29 protein-coding genes are annotated in these 16186 nt (G+C 40.1%); 4 read left to right on the forward strand and 25 right to left on the reverse strand.

Going from position 1 to position 16186, the window contains the following annotated elements:
- Positions 1-3 precede the first annotated feature (3 nt).
- From QL998_RS07260 to QL998_RS07365, 22 genes are all read right to left on the reverse strand, one after another.
- Entirely contained in the window at positions 4-1737 is a 1734-nt protein-coding gene (locus QL998_RS07260; RefSeq protein ID WP_290192418.1) for a terminase, read from the reverse strand.
- The gene (locus QL998_RS07265; RefSeq protein ID WP_290192419.1) at positions 1737-2450 is read right to left on the reverse strand and encodes a hypothetical protein; all 714 of its coding nucleotides are present in this window, start codon (positions 2448-2450) and stop codon (positions 1737-1739) included. The genes QL998_RS07260 and QL998_RS07265 overlap by 1 nt, the downstream gene beginning before the upstream one ends.
- Positions 2450-2764, reverse strand: coding sequence for an HP1 family phage holin (locus tag QL998_RS07270; protein WP_290192420.1), 315 nt, complete (start codon positions 2762-2764; stop codon positions 2450-2452). The genes QL998_RS07265 and QL998_RS07270 overlap by 1 nt, the downstream gene beginning before the upstream one ends.
- Positions 2765-2844: 80 nt before the next feature.
- A complete protein-coding gene (locus tag QL998_RS07275) occupies positions 2845-3327 on the reverse strand; it encodes a hypothetical protein (RefSeq protein WP_290192421.1) in 483 nt (160 codons plus the stop codon).
- Positions 3305-3793 carry a lysozyme gene (locus tag QL998_RS07280; RefSeq protein WP_290192422.1) on the reverse strand — a complete coding sequence of 163 codons (489 nt, stop codon included), beginning with the start codon at positions 3791-3793 and terminating at the stop codon, positions 3305-3307. Before QL998_RS07280 ends, QL998_RS07275 begins: the two co-directional genes overlap by 23 nt.
- 160 nt (positions 3794-3953) lie before the next feature.
- Positions 3954-4238 carry a hypothetical protein gene (locus QL998_RS07285; RefSeq protein WP_290192423.1) on the reverse strand — a complete coding sequence of 95 codons (285 nt, stop codon included), beginning with the start codon at positions 4236-4238 and terminating at the stop codon, positions 3954-3956.
- Positions 4239-4289: 51 nt separating this feature from the next.
- On the reverse strand, positions 4290-4664 hold the full coding sequence (locus QL998_RS07290; RefSeq protein WP_290192424.1) for a S24 family peptidase: 375 nt from the start codon (positions 4662-4664) through the stop codon (positions 4290-4292).
- Entirely contained in the window at positions 4657-5388 is a 732-nt protein-coding gene (locus tag QL998_RS07295; protein WP_290192425.1) for a hypothetical protein, read from the reverse strand. Before QL998_RS07295 ends, QL998_RS07290 begins: the two co-directional genes overlap by 8 nt.
- A complete protein-coding gene (locus QL998_RS07300) occupies positions 5388-5570 on the reverse strand; it encodes a hypothetical protein (RefSeq protein WP_290192426.1) in 183 nt (60 codons plus the stop codon). Before QL998_RS07300 ends, QL998_RS07295 begins: the two co-directional genes overlap by 1 nt.
- 321 nt (positions 5571-5891) lie before the next feature.
- Positions 5892-6290 (reverse strand): hypothetical protein, encoded by a 399-nt coding sequence (locus tag QL998_RS07305; RefSeq protein WP_290192427.1) that lies wholly within the window; start codon positions 6288-6290, stop codon positions 5892-5894.
- Positions 6291-6308: 18 nt separating this feature from the next.
- Complete coding sequence (locus QL998_RS07310) at positions 6309-7061, reverse strand: hypothetical protein (RefSeq protein WP_290192428.1); 753 nt, start codon at positions 7059-7061, stop codon at positions 6309-6311.
- A gap of 424 nt (positions 7062-7485) precedes the next feature.
- Positions 7486-8250, reverse strand: a complete 765-nt coding sequence (locus tag QL998_RS07315) for a hypothetical protein (protein ID WP_290192429.1) — start codon at positions 8248-8250, stop codon at positions 7486-7488.
- 420 nt (positions 8251-8670) lie between these two features.
- On the reverse strand, positions 8671-9231 hold the full coding sequence (locus tag QL998_RS07320; RefSeq protein ID WP_290192430.1) for a hypothetical protein: 561 nt from the start codon (positions 9229-9231) through the stop codon (positions 8671-8673).
- Between the two features lies 1 nt (position 9232).
- Positions 9233-9427, reverse strand: coding sequence for a hypothetical protein (locus QL998_RS07325; protein WP_290192431.1), 195 nt, complete (start codon positions 9425-9427; stop codon positions 9233-9235).
- Positions 9420-9860: a hypothetical protein gene (locus QL998_RS07330; protein WP_290192432.1), complete on the reverse strand. Its 441-nt coding sequence runs from the start codon at positions 9858-9860 to the stop codon at positions 9420-9422. The genes QL998_RS07325 and QL998_RS07330 overlap by 8 nt, the downstream gene beginning before the upstream one ends.
- Positions 9857-10159, reverse strand: a complete 303-nt coding sequence (locus QL998_RS07335; RefSeq protein WP_290192433.1) for a DUF1364 domain-containing protein — start codon at positions 10157-10159, stop codon at positions 9857-9859. The genes QL998_RS07330 and QL998_RS07335 overlap by 4 nt, the downstream gene beginning before the upstream one ends.
- Positions 10146-10598: a recombination protein NinB gene (locus tag QL998_RS07340; protein WP_290192434.1), complete on the reverse strand. Its 453-nt coding sequence runs from the start codon at positions 10596-10598 to the stop codon at positions 10146-10148. Before QL998_RS07340 ends, QL998_RS07335 begins: the two co-directional genes overlap by 14 nt.
- Entirely contained in the window at positions 10598-10912 is a 315-nt protein-coding gene (locus QL998_RS07345) for a hypothetical protein (RefSeq protein ID WP_290192435.1), read from the reverse strand. The genes QL998_RS07340 and QL998_RS07345 overlap by 1 nt, the downstream gene beginning before the upstream one ends.
- A 9-nt stretch (positions 10913-10921) precedes the next feature.
- A complete protein-coding gene (locus QL998_RS07350) occupies positions 10922-11353 on the reverse strand; it encodes a hypothetical protein (protein ID WP_290192436.1) in 432 nt (143 codons plus the stop codon).
- Positions 11354-11356: 3 nt separating this feature from the next.
- A complete protein-coding gene (locus tag QL998_RS07355) occupies positions 11357-11926 on the reverse strand; it encodes a hypothetical protein (RefSeq protein ID WP_290192437.1) in 570 nt (189 codons plus the stop codon).
- On the reverse strand, positions 11926-12816 hold the full coding sequence (locus QL998_RS07360; protein WP_290192438.1) for a replication protein: 891 nt from the start codon (positions 12814-12816) through the stop codon (positions 11926-11928). The genes QL998_RS07355 and QL998_RS07360 overlap by 1 nt, the downstream gene beginning before the upstream one ends.
- A gap of 59 nt (positions 12817-12875) precedes the next feature.
- Entirely contained in the window at positions 12876-13091 is a 216-nt protein-coding gene (locus tag QL998_RS07365; RefSeq protein WP_121953873.1) for a hypothetical protein, read from the reverse strand.
- A gap of 96 nt (positions 13092-13187) precedes the next feature.
- Between QL998_RS07365 and QL998_RS07370 the strand changes: the two genes are divergently transcribed.
- The gene (locus tag QL998_RS07370) at positions 13188-13511 is read left to right on the forward strand and encodes a hypothetical protein (RefSeq protein WP_290192439.1); all 324 of its coding nucleotides are present in this window, start codon (positions 13188-13190) and stop codon (positions 13509-13511) included.
- A gap of 12 nt (positions 13512-13523) precedes the next feature.
- Here QL998_RS07370 and QL998_RS07375 read toward each other — a convergent pair whose 3' ends face one another.
- Genes QL998_RS07375 through QL998_RS07385 form a run of 3 tightly spaced genes read right to left on the reverse strand, consistent with a single transcriptional unit; the run spans position 13524 to position 14487 of the window.
- Entirely contained in the window at positions 13524-13736 is a 213-nt protein-coding gene (locus tag QL998_RS07375; protein WP_290192440.1) for a hypothetical protein, read from the reverse strand.
- Positions 13736-14263 (reverse strand): phage regulatory CII family protein, encoded by a 528-nt coding sequence (locus tag QL998_RS07380; RefSeq protein ID WP_290192441.1) that lies wholly within the window; start codon positions 14261-14263, stop codon positions 13736-13738. The genes QL998_RS07375 and QL998_RS07380 overlap by 1 nt, the downstream gene beginning before the upstream one ends.
- An 11-nt stretch (positions 14264-14274) precedes the next feature.
- Positions 14275-14487: a Cro/CI family transcriptional regulator gene (locus QL998_RS07385; RefSeq protein ID WP_138686903.1), complete on the reverse strand. Its 213-nt coding sequence runs from the start codon at positions 14485-14487 to the stop codon at positions 14275-14277.
- 116 nt (positions 14488-14603) lie between these two features.
- On the opposite strand from QL998_RS07385, the gene QL998_RS07390 reads away from it, so the two are divergent.
- The 3 genes from QL998_RS07390 (at position 14604) to QL998_RS07400 (ending at position 16182) form a co-directional block, all read left to right on the forward strand.
- Positions 14604-15245 (forward strand): S24 family peptidase, encoded by a 642-nt coding sequence (locus QL998_RS07390; RefSeq protein ID WP_290192442.1) that lies wholly within the window; start codon positions 14604-14606, stop codon positions 15243-15245.
- A 9-nt stretch (positions 15246-15254) separates the two neighbouring features.
- Positions 15255-15605: a Rap1a/Tai family immunity protein gene (locus QL998_RS07395; RefSeq protein ID WP_290192443.1), complete on the forward strand. Its 351-nt coding sequence runs from the start codon at positions 15255-15257 to the stop codon at positions 15603-15605.
- A 283-nt stretch (positions 15606-15888) separates the two neighbouring features.
- Complete coding sequence (locus tag QL998_RS07400; protein WP_290192444.1) at positions 15889-16182, forward strand: hypothetical protein; 294 nt, start codon at positions 15889-15891, stop codon at positions 16180-16182.
- The last annotated feature ends 4 nt before the right edge of the window (positions 16183-16186 follow it).

A 16186-nucleotide genomic window follows, 5' to 3' on the forward strand; every position in this document is an offset into this window, starting at 1 on the left:
TTGTTATCGTGCCATCCAATGATTAGGGTTATGTGGTGCAGGTGTATTATCTTTAATTAGTCGCTTAGGCATTCTGACTCGCATTTCTTGTGCAATTGCATAGCTCATTACTTGGTCATCAAAGCCGCCTTGTTGCGCGCCCATTCGACCTTTTTTGTCGTAAACAAACGTATTAAGCTCGTTAACTGTACCGCGCCAAACAATGCCGTCTTTATCGTGAGTAAGCAGTTCATCAAGCCCACTCGTTAAAATTGGCTTTGACTGTGCGCTTGTATGCCAGCCTACCTTGCGTGTTTCTTCGTCCGTATCTTCACGATCAATGTGTTCTTCCGTGTAAATCCGGCTAGTTGGGTAAATCTCAACAAGCTCTTGAAGTGTTGCATGACCGTGATTGTTTCGCTCAACGCCGATATAGGCCTTGTTATACATAAGTCCGATATGCTTGTTTATATGTGCAAACCGCTTAGGGTCTATATGACCGAACCAATGTGCTACCTGTCGCCCGTCCGATCTGGCAACAACGTCTAATGAGCTGCGATCGCCGTGTTCCAATCCTTCGGCAACATCGGCACCGATCGCATAATCTTCGTTCTCGTCTGGTAATTCCCACACAAGAAAGAAACCAAGTGTTGATTGAGCCAGCTTATCGCCACCTTTAGCGCTTAAATCAACTTTGCCGTTCATTTTTTTGCGCTTGCCGGTGTATGGCTCAAGATCATAAACAAGTAACGGCTTAACGCATCGCCCTTCGGCACGCATTAAATCATCACTATCAAACACTTTACGGCCTGACGTTAAGAATGCTTCCATCGGTGTAGATGGATATTCCTGCTTCATCTTGCCTTTTTGGTTGCGCTCCTTGCCTATGTACCAGCTAATTTGCTCGTCTGTGAGTATTGCGCCGTTAGCTTTCTCAACCGCTTTAAAGTATTTAGCTTTTTCCTTTGATAGCTTTAAGCCACCCGGCGGCACAGCTGCTACATACTTAGGATCATCAAACCAAGGGTAAAAATGAAATTTAAAGTCTTGCGGGCCAAGCATTAAGCCTGACGCTAAAAGCTCCATCGCATCGACTGACATATCAAAGAAGTTACCGCTTGCGCCTTCTGCTGTTGACTCTATAAAAATATAAGAGCCTTCATGTACCGCATTCAGTGAGCCCGACTGAACCTCGTCTGCTCGTAATGGGTAGTTAGCGCATATTTTGCCGTATTCAGATACATGCAAAACCTGCAAGGTTCCCGAACGGAAAGAAACAGCGACTCGAATCCATGAGTCATTATTAAACTTAATGCCGGTGCCTGTTTTACTTTTAACTGAGCGCTTACCTGTTTTTAACCAACTTGGTAGCCGCTCATAGGGATACAATATCTTTGAGGAAAATATTGCGCCGGCTTCGTCCTTGCCCTGGGCAATTACCCCGCACTGCCTATTGTCGTTAAACATGGCATGGTCCAGGATAAAAACCTGTATTGCTGTACTAAACCCCAATTGACGCGCTTTTAAGATGATGTTTAAAAACCACATCGACATAAACAACACGGTTTGCGCTATACGACAACGAAATAAAACCTCACGGCCTTTCTCGTCCGCAATGATGTATAAGTTGTTTATTCGCCACCACCAACAATCAAGGTATGGCTCGCAACGCTCTAACAGCTCAACTTCATCTAGTTCAAAGCGTTCTTCTGGTGTTAACCAAGTGCTTTTAGGGTATTTAGCTAGTTTGGGTTGCATTACTGACTAACCACGGTATCTAAACCGCCTGTGCGTTTATCAATGAAATCATCAAGCTTGCTAGTGCCGCCAGCTTCTTTGCGTGCTTTTGCTGCTTCATGCTCTGAAATTTCTGCTTGATATTTGCCGCGCTTGGTTGCGTTAACCAGCGCTTGTGTTTGTTGTTTAATGCGTGACGTTTCAGCAATCAACTTGCCGCGTGCCAATGTATCTGTTTCAAGGCTAGACAGCGTTTTAATTATCGACTCAACGCGCTGAACGTTCCTATCAAGTGCATTCTCAGCCTTAAACATTGACTCATAGAGCCGCGTTCTTGCTTCGTTATTAGTGTCGGGATCATCTAATAGCTTTTGAATACCATGAATAGCATCCATTACTAAATGAATGCGTGCTCTACAGAGGTCTAGCTCATCTTCTAATGATGTGGCTTCAACGAGTTCGTTAATATCGTTATTGAAATACTTTGTGTATCCGCCATGCTTAACTAAATGCAGATTTCTACTGCCGGGCTTAACACCCGGCTTTTGCTTTCCTTCCTTGGTTTTACGCTCTTTCGCTTTTGGTGGTTTCTTTAAGTTGGCTTGAGGGAGTTTTATATATCGTCTGGCGGTCGCGTAGTTGATACTGTTACTTTCGCAAAATTCACGCGGCCCTATACCAGTTTCAGCATGCTCTTTTAGAAATAGCGCGCTTAAATCGTCCCATTTTGACACTACTTATCACCGTTGGAGTCCTTGAGCTCACTAAGTGCACGCTCGTCATCTTTTAACAGCTCCGCCATTCTGGCACGATGAAATTCCGCATCTTCAGCACGTTTTGCTAGTTCAAGTTGGTGACGTTTATGCTGGCTTCGCCAATTAATAAAAAACGTAGCGGCTGTAAAAATTATGCCGAGTATTAGCGCAATTGTATTTAGCGATAAAAGCCCGCCTGCTGCGGTGCCAATACTTGCGGTGTAACTTGCCACTGTTGTTGATTTATCCATTGTTCTCACTGGCCCACTGTTTGATTCGGTTAATGTTTTCATTGCATTGGTCTATAACGAACTCTAAATACTGAGCATATGCGAGCAATCCAGCGTTCATATCAATGTGCTGTTCTTCGATATTACAATTTAAGAGATATTCGCCCGGCGGAGTTAAGTACTGGTATTGCGTTTGTACTACCGTTTTTGTCACAACTTGCGGCTCTTGCGTACTTGAGCAAGCGGACAGCATCACAAGGAACGCTATCATTAGCCCATTGATTAACTTTCTCATTGCTAGACTCTCGTAATTGTTCGATGCTGAATTGCGCTTGATGTAAGCTACCTGTTAAGTTGCTCACCTTTGTTTCATATTCTTGATTGATTCGTGATAATGATTCGCGCTCACGTATCAGTTTGATGTTTTGCTCTTCACCTAATTTAACGCTTTGAGCTAAGTATTCTGATTGTATGGACAGGCTTTCAATCGTTGCGTTTTTAGCTTCGATAGTTTGATTAGCCAGCTTTAGATCATCGTCTAATGAAGCGAGCTGATACGCTGAGTAAGCAAGTGCGGCAAGTAACGCTGCTATAACGATCTTTTCAATGTTGAGTAGCTTTAGCATTGTTCACGCCCTCAATACACATTTTGCGCTCTTGTTCTCTGCGAGTAATTAAGCCTGGTAGCTTTTGGCCTTTAGCATAAACCCAGCGTGGTAATTCATCACATGCACGCAAACGTTGACCTTCGTTTAAATAACGTAGTAATGAGCTGCGGCGAAAATTGCCACTGCCGATATTGTAATGAAATGATAAGTAAGCCATGTGCTCGCCTTGGCTTAGCTCTACGTTCACAGCGTCCATTAGCATGCTGTTATGCTCGTCCAAGTCTTGAGCCAACAAGCCTAAGCATTCATCTTCTGTGTAGGCTTTTCCCGCTATAGCTGTTTTAGTATGACCATAGCAAGCTGTTTCAATACCAACGGGATCTAAATAACCTGTTAGCTCTTTACCTTCAAACGTTGCCACTGTTACGCCAGCTGCCGCAAGTACACCAGACAAACCAAGTGCGATTAACTTTCCTGCTTTCATTGTTAGCCTTTTGTTTCGCGCATAAAAAAGCCCAACTGGTTAAGTCGGGCGAAATGGGTAGCAACTACGTAGTACAGAAACGAAAAAATCCGCCAAGTCATAAACTAAGCGGATTTCTTCAACATGGAAAATAGTATATCAGGATTGGGGGGTTTGCAAGTTAATCATCCCACCTTGGTTTTGATATATGGCAATCGTTAATCCAATTAAACAATTGAGTTAAACGATTTTGAGCCTCTTCGTATTCTATACGCCCTAAATCAATAGACTTCCAAATATCAGATAAAACATCAGGAGCTTGCATTGGTATACCTATATAAAATTGACCGCGCAACATATCAAATAACACATCACCATCAGGACTTGCATCTTTGTTATCCCATATAGATCCAGTTCCACCAATTCCCCAACCACAAAGCACAAACTCCAATTCAACAGTTTGCATACTGTCTCTATTCTCATTCCAAACTTCTACTTTAAACAACATAGCTTTACCTTAAATAGTATTTTTTATACTTCCTCGATGCATGCGCACAGAGCTGGCTACAACACCTTCTAAAGTGAATTCGTCACCACCTTTGAGTACGTAAGGTTCGTATTCATCACTTGCAGACAGTAATTGATTGTTTTTAAGGTCTGCTATTTTGCAAACATACTGACCGTTTAGTACAGCAACTATTACGTCACCAGGCTCAACGTTCAAGCTTCTATCAATCAAAAGCACATCACCATCAAATATACCAACACCTTCCATCGAACGACCGCTAGCTAAACCATAAAAGGTCGCGTCTTTGTTTTTTTCAATTAAGCCTGTTATACCGTCGGGTAAATCACTAAGTGAAATGAGTTTATTAAAATTACTCTCAAACATTATTAAACAACTCGTTTTGAACTGGATCAGGAATATGTATTAACTTAAAACCTTCATATCCTGTAGCAACTTTGAGAGACTCAAATAGTGGCTTAGCTGTGTCATGGAAGTCGCTTTCCATCACGATTATTTCGTTCACTTTACCTATTATATCTATATTTGACTGTTCAATACTTTGTGCAAAAGGGCTAGAACTTGTCATGACTTCGAATTTAAATGAACTAATCTTTTTCCTGTCTAAAATAAGCTGCTTTTCCATCTTTTCCGATATGTTTTTATAAATGGGCTTTACATAATTTAAATAATCTGAAATCTCGTCTTGAGAAAGGTTCTTTTGGGCATTTTGAAAAATTATCTCACCATCACTTGAAAGCTTGTGGTAGTTTGCGGCTGTAAGCATATCAAAACTTTTGACAAAATTAAGATCTATACTTTTAGACTTAATTTCGTGAGCCATAAAATATAATTTCGATAATGATTGGTGTAACTCCTTTGCTGAATGATGCTTACTTTGATCAATCCAAGAGTTACTTGTAAGCCAACCTACTACTAATAACATGTTTGTAGTATATGCGATAAGCACCGTATACACGGCAATAACAACATCGCTAAAACTGCCCCAACTACCATCTTTTACTTGAAAAGCATAAAACAAAAATAACAGAATAATAAGTGTTAAGTACCCAGCTGTTAACCAAATAAACCAGTTTTTAAACTTACCCATTAAGCGCTCACCTCTAATTTTTCAGCCAAAGCTCTTAACTTATAAGCAAGCGTTGCTTTGGTATCGTTCCTATTGAAATACGCTTCGAGATATTCTGCATCAATATGTATGCGCAGTGTAAATTGGCAGTGCTCGCCATATCCTACAGGCTGAACTTCTATGTTGGTGAGTTTATCTTGCATGGTTATGTCCTTACTTCATGCATTACTTCGACGCACTTGCGCACTGCGTTATCGGAGCGCATTTAATCGCACGTTTACGTAAATATAATTGTTATATATTTCGCTAATTATTATTAATCAATAAGTTATAGTCGCGCACATTGCGCAGTAATTTAGGCTCATAGCTTGGGCAGGCAGAAAGGGGTAGTATGTCTATGCTTATACGTTTCAATGAATTGGCCCATTTAGTTATATAAACCTAATATAGCTTGAGAAAAGTCTAAATCGAAGTATTGATGTTGTTAATATTATAAATGTAAGCGTTGATTTATTGGCAACTTTTCACGCGACTTTTTGTGATTCAATTTCATCACACAACTTAAATAGGTTTGTCGAAAGTCCAAGCTGAGTTTTAGCATCGCCAATTGTTATATCATCATCTAATATGTAATCAGACTGAGTTCTTGAAACTTTAAGTTGCTTTAGATAAATAGCAAGCCTCCTCAATTTCACTTTTTCAATCGTTTCATACTTATATGCTTCACCGTCTAAGTACTCAATAAAACTCTGGTGAGTTCCAGTTCCTTTGTACTGTATTGGTTCTTCCGAAAGAATCTCATTCACTCGGTGGTAAGCAGCATAATAAGAGTTTTTAATACTGCACCTATTTGAAATTTCTCCATTAGGGTGAGCTAATGAATATTCTGCCTGAGAAAAAAAATCATTTGCGCATACAGACATAGATATTTCCTTATAAGCCTAATTTGAAGGTCTAAACCTAGTGCTAATACATGTATTATAGAAATCAGACTCAAGGAGATTATCAATTAACCTTTCATTTAAAGAGATTACATCTTCAACAGAGTAATCAACTTTAAAATATATGTCTAAACCTTCCGATTCATATGAGTTTATCCCTGACCCCAAATATACTAATTTACACTGTTCTAAAGTTTTTATTGTAATGTCGAAATACTTATAGATTGTGCATTCACTAATATTATTTTGCTCTGAAAAGGAAGAGATAAACTCAGCTTTTTCTTTAGCGCCTTCGATCTGAACTTTAAATTGTTCCAAAGCAGTCTCCATAGGCTCAAGTTTACTCAATATATGATTTATTTGCTTAAAATCATGATAAGTACAAGCTTCATTTAAAGCTTCAATCAGCATTATAGGCGATAACGACTCTATATATTGATTGAGGTAGCTTTCTGCTAATTTATAATGTCCTAACAATTTAATTGCATTAACGTGGTTGATTGCAATAAAAGGTGTAATACCATAATTATAAGTTGCTCTTCTGATGTACTCTTCACCTAGGTCGAAGTCACCAAGAGCATAAGACATTAGACCTTTTAAAACCAGTTTAGGCTCAAGATCATCAATTGCATCAATTTCTCTTGTTAGCCTCAATTTTGAAAAAAGCTCAATCTCAAGCCCGCCACTTATATAATTAAATATTCGCTCTAAAATATTATTGGCGTTCGATTCAGGTTGTAACTGATGAGTCATCAAATTCCTTAATTCGTTGAAGAGTATGTGCCTAGACCAGAAGTGGTCGAAGATTATACGCTTAATACTATCCTTAGTCTAACTTTGAAGGACGTTTCCTATAGACTAAACATCCCACAATTATTTCTGCATGTAAACAATATGAGATAAGTTTAGATTAAAGTCGAGTTATATGTAACTAAATTAAATGTTCGATATATTTTTCATATTTTTTAGGTAACAGCTCATACGTCCCCCCAAGAATCCCACTTACAGGCAAAAAGCACACCTCTTTCAAGATAGACCACTGCGGAAAATAATAAATAGCTGCCAATGGAACTTGTAGAAATATGCTTTCTAGAATCAAAGCTTTTGTCCGCATAAATTTTAAGAGCTTCCTCACTTGATTCGATTTCAATTACATTTCTTTGGCTTGATTTGTTAGCTACTTTTTACCTTTCGTGCTCGAAGTATCGGTTTTAGTTTGAATATTTCCAATATCAGCATTCCCTTTAAATTCCCAGTTAGCAGGTCCTTGGGGCTTTGCACCAGGTGCAGCCGATGGTGTTGTATCAGCTGCACTCGTCGGTGTTTGGTTAGTCGTTTCGTTATTTTCAGCCATTTTCACTTCCTTTGTTTTAGATTTTATATTTTCGATTATTTTAACTTCGTAAATCTGAACGCCGCTAGTAACTTTTTGATAGATGTATAATGGAGAAGCACAAGCGAGAAGAACAAAAGAAACAGAAACTGCAACAGTAGAGCCATGTAAGTAATTACCACGCATGATATTGTTATTTCCATTTCTTTCTGAAGCTTCTGAAAAACGATTTTTTAAATATTCATCAAAATCAGTTTGTGCTAGTTCATTGGATTTATCATCCGTCTCACCTTTTTCTTTATGCCAGTCTCTTAAAGATTTGAAATAATCAGCAAGTTCTTTTGATGGTGGAATTTTTTGGTAAACATAACCAATGAAAGATCTCGCAATATAGTAGACAGTCCAAAGTTTGCTTAATGCACACAAGGAAACAAAAGTAATAAAAAGATATGTTTGAATATTGCTATTGAATTTGAAACCTATAACTACTGAAGACAATGCCCCGCCGATAATAGTTAAAGCAACAATAGGGATGTTGGTTGCGGAAGCAATACCATTTCTTTGTTCCATTTCAAAATCGTATTGTTTTCGATAGATTTCCATATCCATACATTACCTCCAAGCAGCTAACAGCTTTATCAGAGGGTACTTTCACTATTTTAGCGCGAAAAAAACCCTATCTTATGAACTTATATTAATAGCAAATAGTGTAAGCTATTACCAGCTATAAATATTATGCTTGTTGAAGTTTATTTCACTATGTAAAACAGGGGAAAGTTTCGTCTTAGTATCTATTAGCTAATGCCAATTAACCCTGAGTGACCGCTGTTAGCTCATAGCTGCCTGGATAATCCCCAAAAAATAATGAAACCCAAACTTATTCATCAAATGAACATGAGAACAGATTTGAGCTACTCAAACTTAAAGCTGCGCACATTGCGCACTTTAATTTGCGAAAATACTCTTAGTCGCAATCTTTTGATATTAGAATGTTTTAGATTAGAACGAACTCCAACCAAATACCATATGCTAAGCAACATCCTCCATCTTTACGCGTATATTCTTGAATATATCGCTTTCCCAGCAGGCTATTAAACGCAGTAGCTCTTTAGTAATGTCATCGTGGCTATCAGTGTAGCTTTTATGCCCGATACCTATAATCTTGCATCTACTGCGGGTTGATACTGTCTTTCTGCCCCGGCCATGGCATTTAATACATATTTCAGCGTTTAGGTTATTCGCCTTTTGCCCTGGCACTAAACCACTACCATCACACTCACCACATACAGGTTGCACAAATTCATGTATCGCAGCCATTACTATACCGTTTAGTGTTTCCGGTTTAACTTTGTACTGCTTTATCTTTACGAATAACGTTATGTGCATAGTAAGCGAGCGTACAACACGGTTAAGTCGCGTTTCTTCACCCACATAGCGAAAGTAAGCCCAATTGGTTTGGCATTGTGGCAAACCGGCTAAAGCATGGGCTGCTGTTCGCCAATCAATAACATCTTGTCCACTTCCACCAAATGTACCAGTGAGGTTAAGCGTTTTAGTTGTAAGCTTTGCAAGTAGCTTAATTGGTTGCATATTATCTCACTCCCATACGTTTAAATATAGCGGTAACTTCGCTGTGAGCCTTAAAATCTGCGGGTTTAGCAAGTAAACCTTCAAGCGCTAAACACGGCCAAGATAAGTCGTAAGTTTCAATCCCGCCCCGCTTTAGCATCCACCCATAAACATGCTGTGCGTGAGTCATTCTTAGTTGTAGCGGTTTATTATCCATAAAGCGCCACCAAAGCGGCATCGCGCTTATCTTCGTTGCTTCTGCCCTTCCAGCCTGTAATTTGATTGAAATACTTATCGCTTCTTTTAGCTTCCCGCTTTACCGGGCCTTTTAGTGGTGTAATCAGTTTTACTTGATAGCCCTGGCTTTCTAGCACTTGCTGTATTAGCGTGCCGGTCGCTTTACACTTGCCTACGTCCTGGCATATTTTCTCGCGTACAGCGCGTTTGTTTTGAACCTTCTTGCCAAAAAGAGGCTTTATAGCGCTTGGGTTCTCTAATTTTATTAAAATATTCTCTTTTGGCCCTGCTGCGGCTATGTATTCAAACATATCGACAAAGCTTAGCGACTCAAGGTGAATGATTGTTTTGCCCTGGACAACAGCAACACCGCTTTTTACAAAGTCGGGATCAATGCCTATCGTTAAATTCATTTAGCCACCTGTATTAATTCTTGCTCGAGTAAAAGCTTTTGTGTCCTAATCATGCCCTCGTAAGCGTATATAGTTAACTCGTTTGCACTTCCTTGCGCTACACGCCTATCAATAACATCGTGACACGCTGAACATGCGTAAGTTGCGTGAATATCATCACACTTCTGGCCCATGCCTGAGCCTTTGCCAACATGAGCAAGCACAACTGTTTCGGGGTTGCGGTTGCATACGCCAGGTATACGCACTTGGCATTGCTGGCCGCGTGCACTATTTCTTATTTTTTTACTAATGACTGACATTATTTGTCTCCCCGTACATAGCCAAGTGATAAAGATCGTCCGGCTGTGGTAGTAAAAGCTCTAAATATTCAGCGCAGTATTGCTCTAACCAATTTAGATACTCGCAAAACTCTTTTGTGTTTAGCTTGCGCGTTCGCTTGCGAACGATAATTGGTTCCTCGTTGCCGGCTTGAATAACTTTTACACCAAACTTTCTACGCACAAATACTTCGTGTACGTCCTCTGAGCTATTTTCTTGCCCGTAGTGCTCACGAAAATAATCAGCAATTATCTGGTTCCACATCCAAAGCAGTCTGTTTTGAGCTAAAGAGCGTTTTGCTTTGTGCTCTTTAAACTCAATAACAACATTTTTGCCCTGCTTTAAAATATCCCGAATAGCCTTGCCCACCTGCGGCATTAAGTATTGGACATTTGTTACGGTTAAAACTTTTTTGCTCATTAGGCGGCCTTGCCTTGTTTTTCAATTGGTCCCGGCTCTTCCTGCTGCGACGCCACTGTTTCTTTTTGGGCTTGCACCAAAATATGTGCGCCAATAGTGAGAAGTACATCTCGCATCTGTCTATCTAGCTGGTTTTTATCTGCCAGCACTGCTACGGCCTTGGTTAGATTGCCAAACGCTGCATCATGATTTACCTGTGCACCATCTTGAATAGCTTTTGCAGCCTGTGCCTTTGCGTTAGAAATAAAGCCATCGCAAAAAATCTCACCGGCGGCTGATAACTGAGTAAAAGTGCTTTTTTTAATTGTCGTCATAATTAGCTCCTAAGCTGTTTTTCTTGCGTTGTTAAATGTTTTTTCTAATTCAGCATTAAGCGAATAGCCTTGATTAGCCGGCACCTTCTTTGATGTGAAGTTGCCAGGGCTCGCTTTAACGTCTTGCATACGATTAGCCGCTTGCCTGTTTTGGCTGTGCGACTTGTTACGCTGTGCATGTTTGTTTTTTGCGGCCTCTTTTTGGTCCTTGATGTACTGCGGTACGCTATCAACGCCACACGCTTTAGCTGCTTTTGCCATTGCGCGATTAGCTTCTGCTGTTGCAAAGCCTAATTGCTTTGGTGTTGGGTTTTTAATTCCCTGTAAAGCTGCGGCCTTTGCTTGCTTCGCATCTGCCAGGGCCGATTGATAGTGAACACCTAAAATTTCTTTTAGCGCTCTAATAAATTCTTTTTGATCTTGCTCGTATGATTTAGCCATGAATTAACCCACATACTTCAAGTAAGCCGGTGGCTCGTTAAACTCGATTTTTAGCGGTATCGGACTTAACTCATTCTTGCCGTACTTATCAGCAAGTTTTGTATATCGGTCCTTAGCCATCTTTTGCCATGAGCTATCCGCTAGCGTTGCGCGAGCTGCTGCGATTTGCTGGTTAAGCCAATAAACTAAAGGCTCCGACCATTCTTTATCCTTGCCGTAATTTTTAATGCGCTGCTCGTTCATTTCAGCAATACACTGTTCTAGTGTTGGCATTCCGCGTGCCTGCAAGCATAAAATTTTAAATTCGATAGGATTTGGTGCGTGTCGTTCCGTTGCTGATCTTAATCGGGCAGCATCAAGCGCCATGCGAACGTGCTTAGCAACAATGCCCATACCGTAAAGCTGGCTAGCGTACTCATTTGCAAATAACGCTAGGTTACCGCGCCAATTAAAATCGCTGTTTGGGTAGTAAGCTTTAAGTCCTGGTAACACTTCGTCACCAATGATTTTAATAAGCACGCTGTTTGCTTGTGGCTTATCGCCATGCTGGATTGTTGGTAACTGGTTATTCATCACAACACCTCGTCGTCATGTGGTGAAGGAATGTGAGAAAGTGAGTCCTGCAAGTAAGCCAGCTGATCGCCAATGTTGTTTGATTGACGTTGGCCAGTGTTTGAATATTGAGTTTGGTTCGCGTTAGCTATCCAAGAATATTTAAAACCCTGCCAGTTTCGCGTTATGCACTCGGATAAACACTCATCGACACTGAGCCCGTTTTGAAAAGCAATTTGAAACTGAGCCCCAAAGTTGTTAATCACGGTTTGACTAACGCTCGCTTTTTTGGATTTACGCATAGCAATCCAGTCATCAAAAATTTGATTGCTAGGCATGGCTGGCCAAGTAGAAAAATCTAAAGATTCAAGCAGACTTTTTTTGTTTATTTTTTTTATATTATCTTTTGTATTAGTTTCTTTTCTTATGTGGCAGTCATTTTCGACTAGTTTTTTAGTCGTTTTTGACGAGTTAGCTAGTCGTTTTTGACTAGTTTTAGGGGTGCTTTCAACTAGTTGTTTTTGACTAGTGTTTATTTCTTGCCAATCGCTAACAACAGGGTTGATTCCAGTGTTTTTACCATCACGAAATAACACTTTCTTAGCGATCAAACCTTTAATTATTTTCCCGATATTCGTGCTATCAATTCCGGTCAAACTGCTAATTTGTGTATTCGTCATCCAATCATTTTTTTTCTGCCAGCGGTACGTTTTACTGATCACAGCAAATACAATTTGATACTCTCGCGCACTTAGCTTTACCGGTGGGTTTGCAAGCGTGTCAGTTAGCTTTTGGGCTAGCCTGTCATAACCTTGCTCAATATCTGCTTTCACATAACCACCTGTGTCATGTTGATTAATTTCGTTCCCTCGTTTATCAGGGAACTTGTAAACTTCTGCTAAATTGTTCATAATTATCTCGCTAAATTGAAACCCGCTATCCTGCCTCCTAAGCTGATGCGGGTTTTGTTTTACCTGCGAGTTGCGTAGTTTCTGCTACGTAACTCGCGCATTTCTGCGCAACCAATACACAAATTTGTTTTTATCGCCTTTTTACGCGCCTCTTGAATTTCACTACCACACTCAATACATTCATCTGTTGGCACTACTTCTGGGCGCTTTAAGTTCGCAATCTGGAGCGCTTCGTGGTGCTCCATTTCTTGCTGTGCGCTATCTGCTAAATCCATAAATAAAACCTAAAATTAAAACTGATTAAAAAGCGCCCTTTTGTCTGCTAGCATGCAAGTGCGAATTACTAAACCAACAAACAAAAGGACAAAAACATGAAATTCGATATTTCTTCTTTTAATGAAATTGCAAAGCCACTTTTAAATAAACTTGCAGAGCAATTCCCATTACCAATTCAAGTAAATACAAAAAGATATGAGATCCTTAATTCAGGACTCGAAACCGAATCACAACTTTTAAAAGCAACACTACACTTCCTACTTCAAAATAATTATCTATCAGCCCAAGCTGCAGGCTCTGACGGAGTCATAATTGACTACCAACTAACGGAGAAAGGCTTAACGCTACTTAAAATCAACTTTGAAAAAGAATTCAGCAAATCGCCTTCCGTTTACGAGCAAGACAAAATAGGCTGCTAACTCCCCGCTCATTTAACGGCTTACGAATCCTTTTTGTAGGCCTCTTACATAATTCGCAATATCAAGAACAAACCCATCACGCGCGTTACCATGAAAGCCCAAGGTGTCAGCCTCTTGGCCTATTAGATTGGCTAACCTCTCTGCTGTCTTGTCATATTCGATGCTGTCAAATAGCGCCTTTTCCGCCAATAAAGTTGCATCATTAGCTTTACTTTTTTCACTCATCACGCCACCTTCAACGATGCTGACTTAGCTGCCACTGGTTCATTAGGATCAGGCCTAACCATCTGTTCAATTTCAGCGATAAGTTGAAGCGCAGTAGTAATGATTGAATCGCCATTTTTTTGAATGGCATCAAAATCAGATTGAGTAATGAAACCTTTTTGACGAGCAAGGCGAAACGTTTTAGCGAAATCGCCTATTGTTTCTTGTTGCTTTAAAAGCTGATCAGCAACTTCATCATCCGACAAACCAACGTCCGGCAAATCTACAATTGTCTTGCCTTCGCTATGAGCCCAGGCATTTAAAATGCGGTTGTCACCAGTTATATGCTGAATGGCGATTGCCTCTTGCAGCGTTAATACGTGCGAATCAATGTTCGTATTAAGCTTGTTACTAAGTGTTGTTGGCGACTTAGCCATAACACGCGCAATTTCAGACACATTAAAGTCACCTGCTATGCTTGCGGCGGCTTCTAGTGGGCATCGAGCGCTTGGTTTTGCGTTTCTCGTACTCTTTTTAGATAAAAGCATTTATAGTTTCCTTACGCTGCTGATTTGGGTTGATCGCTTTCATAAAGAGAAAGATCAACCTTTAACGCGCCCTTAGTGATCATTTGCAATTCAAATGCACGACCACGAGGGACACGTCCGTCATTCGACCAATGAGTTATTGAGCCCTTGGTTAGTGGCGGCGTAAAAGCTTGAGCTAATTTCGACTTCCCACCAAAATATGAAACTGCATCACTAGTTCTCATGTGAACCTCCTAATTAATTTAACTGGGAGTATAGTTTTATGAACCCCGGAAAGTCAAGATAAACGAACCACTTAAATAGTAAGATGTTTAGATAACTATACTTTTAGGCTTTATATATGACATTTCAAGACCGACTAACTGAGCAAATGGCCGCTGTTGACATAAAGGCAGTTGAGATAGCAAGGAAACTAAAAATATCTAAGGGAACGGTTAGTCAATGGTGTACCGGACTAAACAAGCCACGTGGCGAGAATGCAGTTAAATTGGCTAAAGCTTTAAGGTGTAACGTCTCCTGGCTTATGGAGGGGAAAGGTTCACCTAATAAAAATGTAGAATTAGAGCTTGGGCCCGATTTGAGAGATCAAGCGCCGTTAATCTCATGGGTGCAAGCGGGAAAATGGAAAGAAATAGATATGGAAAGCTTGCGTCAAACCGACACCACGTTTTATCAGCATACCGCCAACGTAAGTGATGAAGCGTTTGCTTTACGCGTCAAGGGTGACAGCATGACCAGTTTTACCGGCGGCAAGTCAATACCCGAAGGCTCTGTAATTATTGTCGATCCAAATATGCAAGCAGAGCATGGTAGAGTTGTCGTTGCACGACTAGAAGAAAGTGACGAAGCCACGCTAAAGCAACTTGTTATAGACGGCGGAACCAAATACTTAAAACCGTTTAATAATAGCTATCCAACCATGTCAATAAACGGAAACTGCACAATAATCGGTGTAGTAAAACAAGTAATTCAGGACTTTTAAGGATTGATTATGCAAAGAATTATCTCGGCACTTTTTCTTTTTACAGCCTTCTCGACTAACGCTTATTTTTACTCAGGCAACGATCTCCGTGAGCCGATACAGCAATATTTAAAAGCCGAAGCAAGCGATAGTGACACAGACTACTCAAAAGCCTATGAATATAGGGGGTACGTGCTAGGGGTGTATGATTCAACAGCTCCTTTCTTGTGCATTCCAAGCAAAGTTAGTAGTCGTCAAATATTAGCTATGGTTGCAAAGCGCCTCAATAGCAACCCCGAAGACTGGCACTTACCAGCAAGAGCATTAATCCAAAGTTCATTATTTGAGTCCTTTTCTTGCCCAAGTGAAGATAAAAACTAAACAAAAACTTTTAATGATAACTAAAATGGTAGAGGCCGAATTTAAAAGTAACTAGAGCATAGTCAACACCCCCACTTTTTAAGCGCCAACCCTCGGCGCTTTTTATTTCCAACCTAAATAACAAACGTTACAAAATATTTATCAAGCTGAAGCAGGCGCGGTTAGCGCTTTCGTCATTTTAAATTAAAATAAAAGTTTAGTTTTATGAACTTTTTATTTGACAACTTAGTTTAGTTGTATAAACTAAATTCAAAGTTTAGAAAAACGAACCTTGAGATTTAAAATGACTATCAACACTAAAACATTCCCAGCACTATCACTTGAAGTAAAAACGCTTATAGCAACGCTTACGGCTGAATCATTCAACTTTAGAAGTCGCGTGCATGTAAACGTTGTTACTAATGCAAATGACCCATCTATTAGTGTTTTTATTTATGTTGACGGCAAGTGTGAAAAGTCTTTCTTAACAATGCTTAACGAAGAAAACGCGGCAACAGAATTAAAGAAAGTGCTTGATGCGACAAGAGAAAGCAAGCGCATAGGCACTTACACCCTACCTACTCTACTAGCGAGCTAGACCA

Origin of the sequence: Pseudoalteromonas sp. APC 3691 (genome assembly GCF_030408135.1) — a bacterium.
Lineage (GTDB): Bacteria > Pseudomonadota > Gammaproteobacteria > Enterobacterales > Alteromonadaceae > Pseudoalteromonas.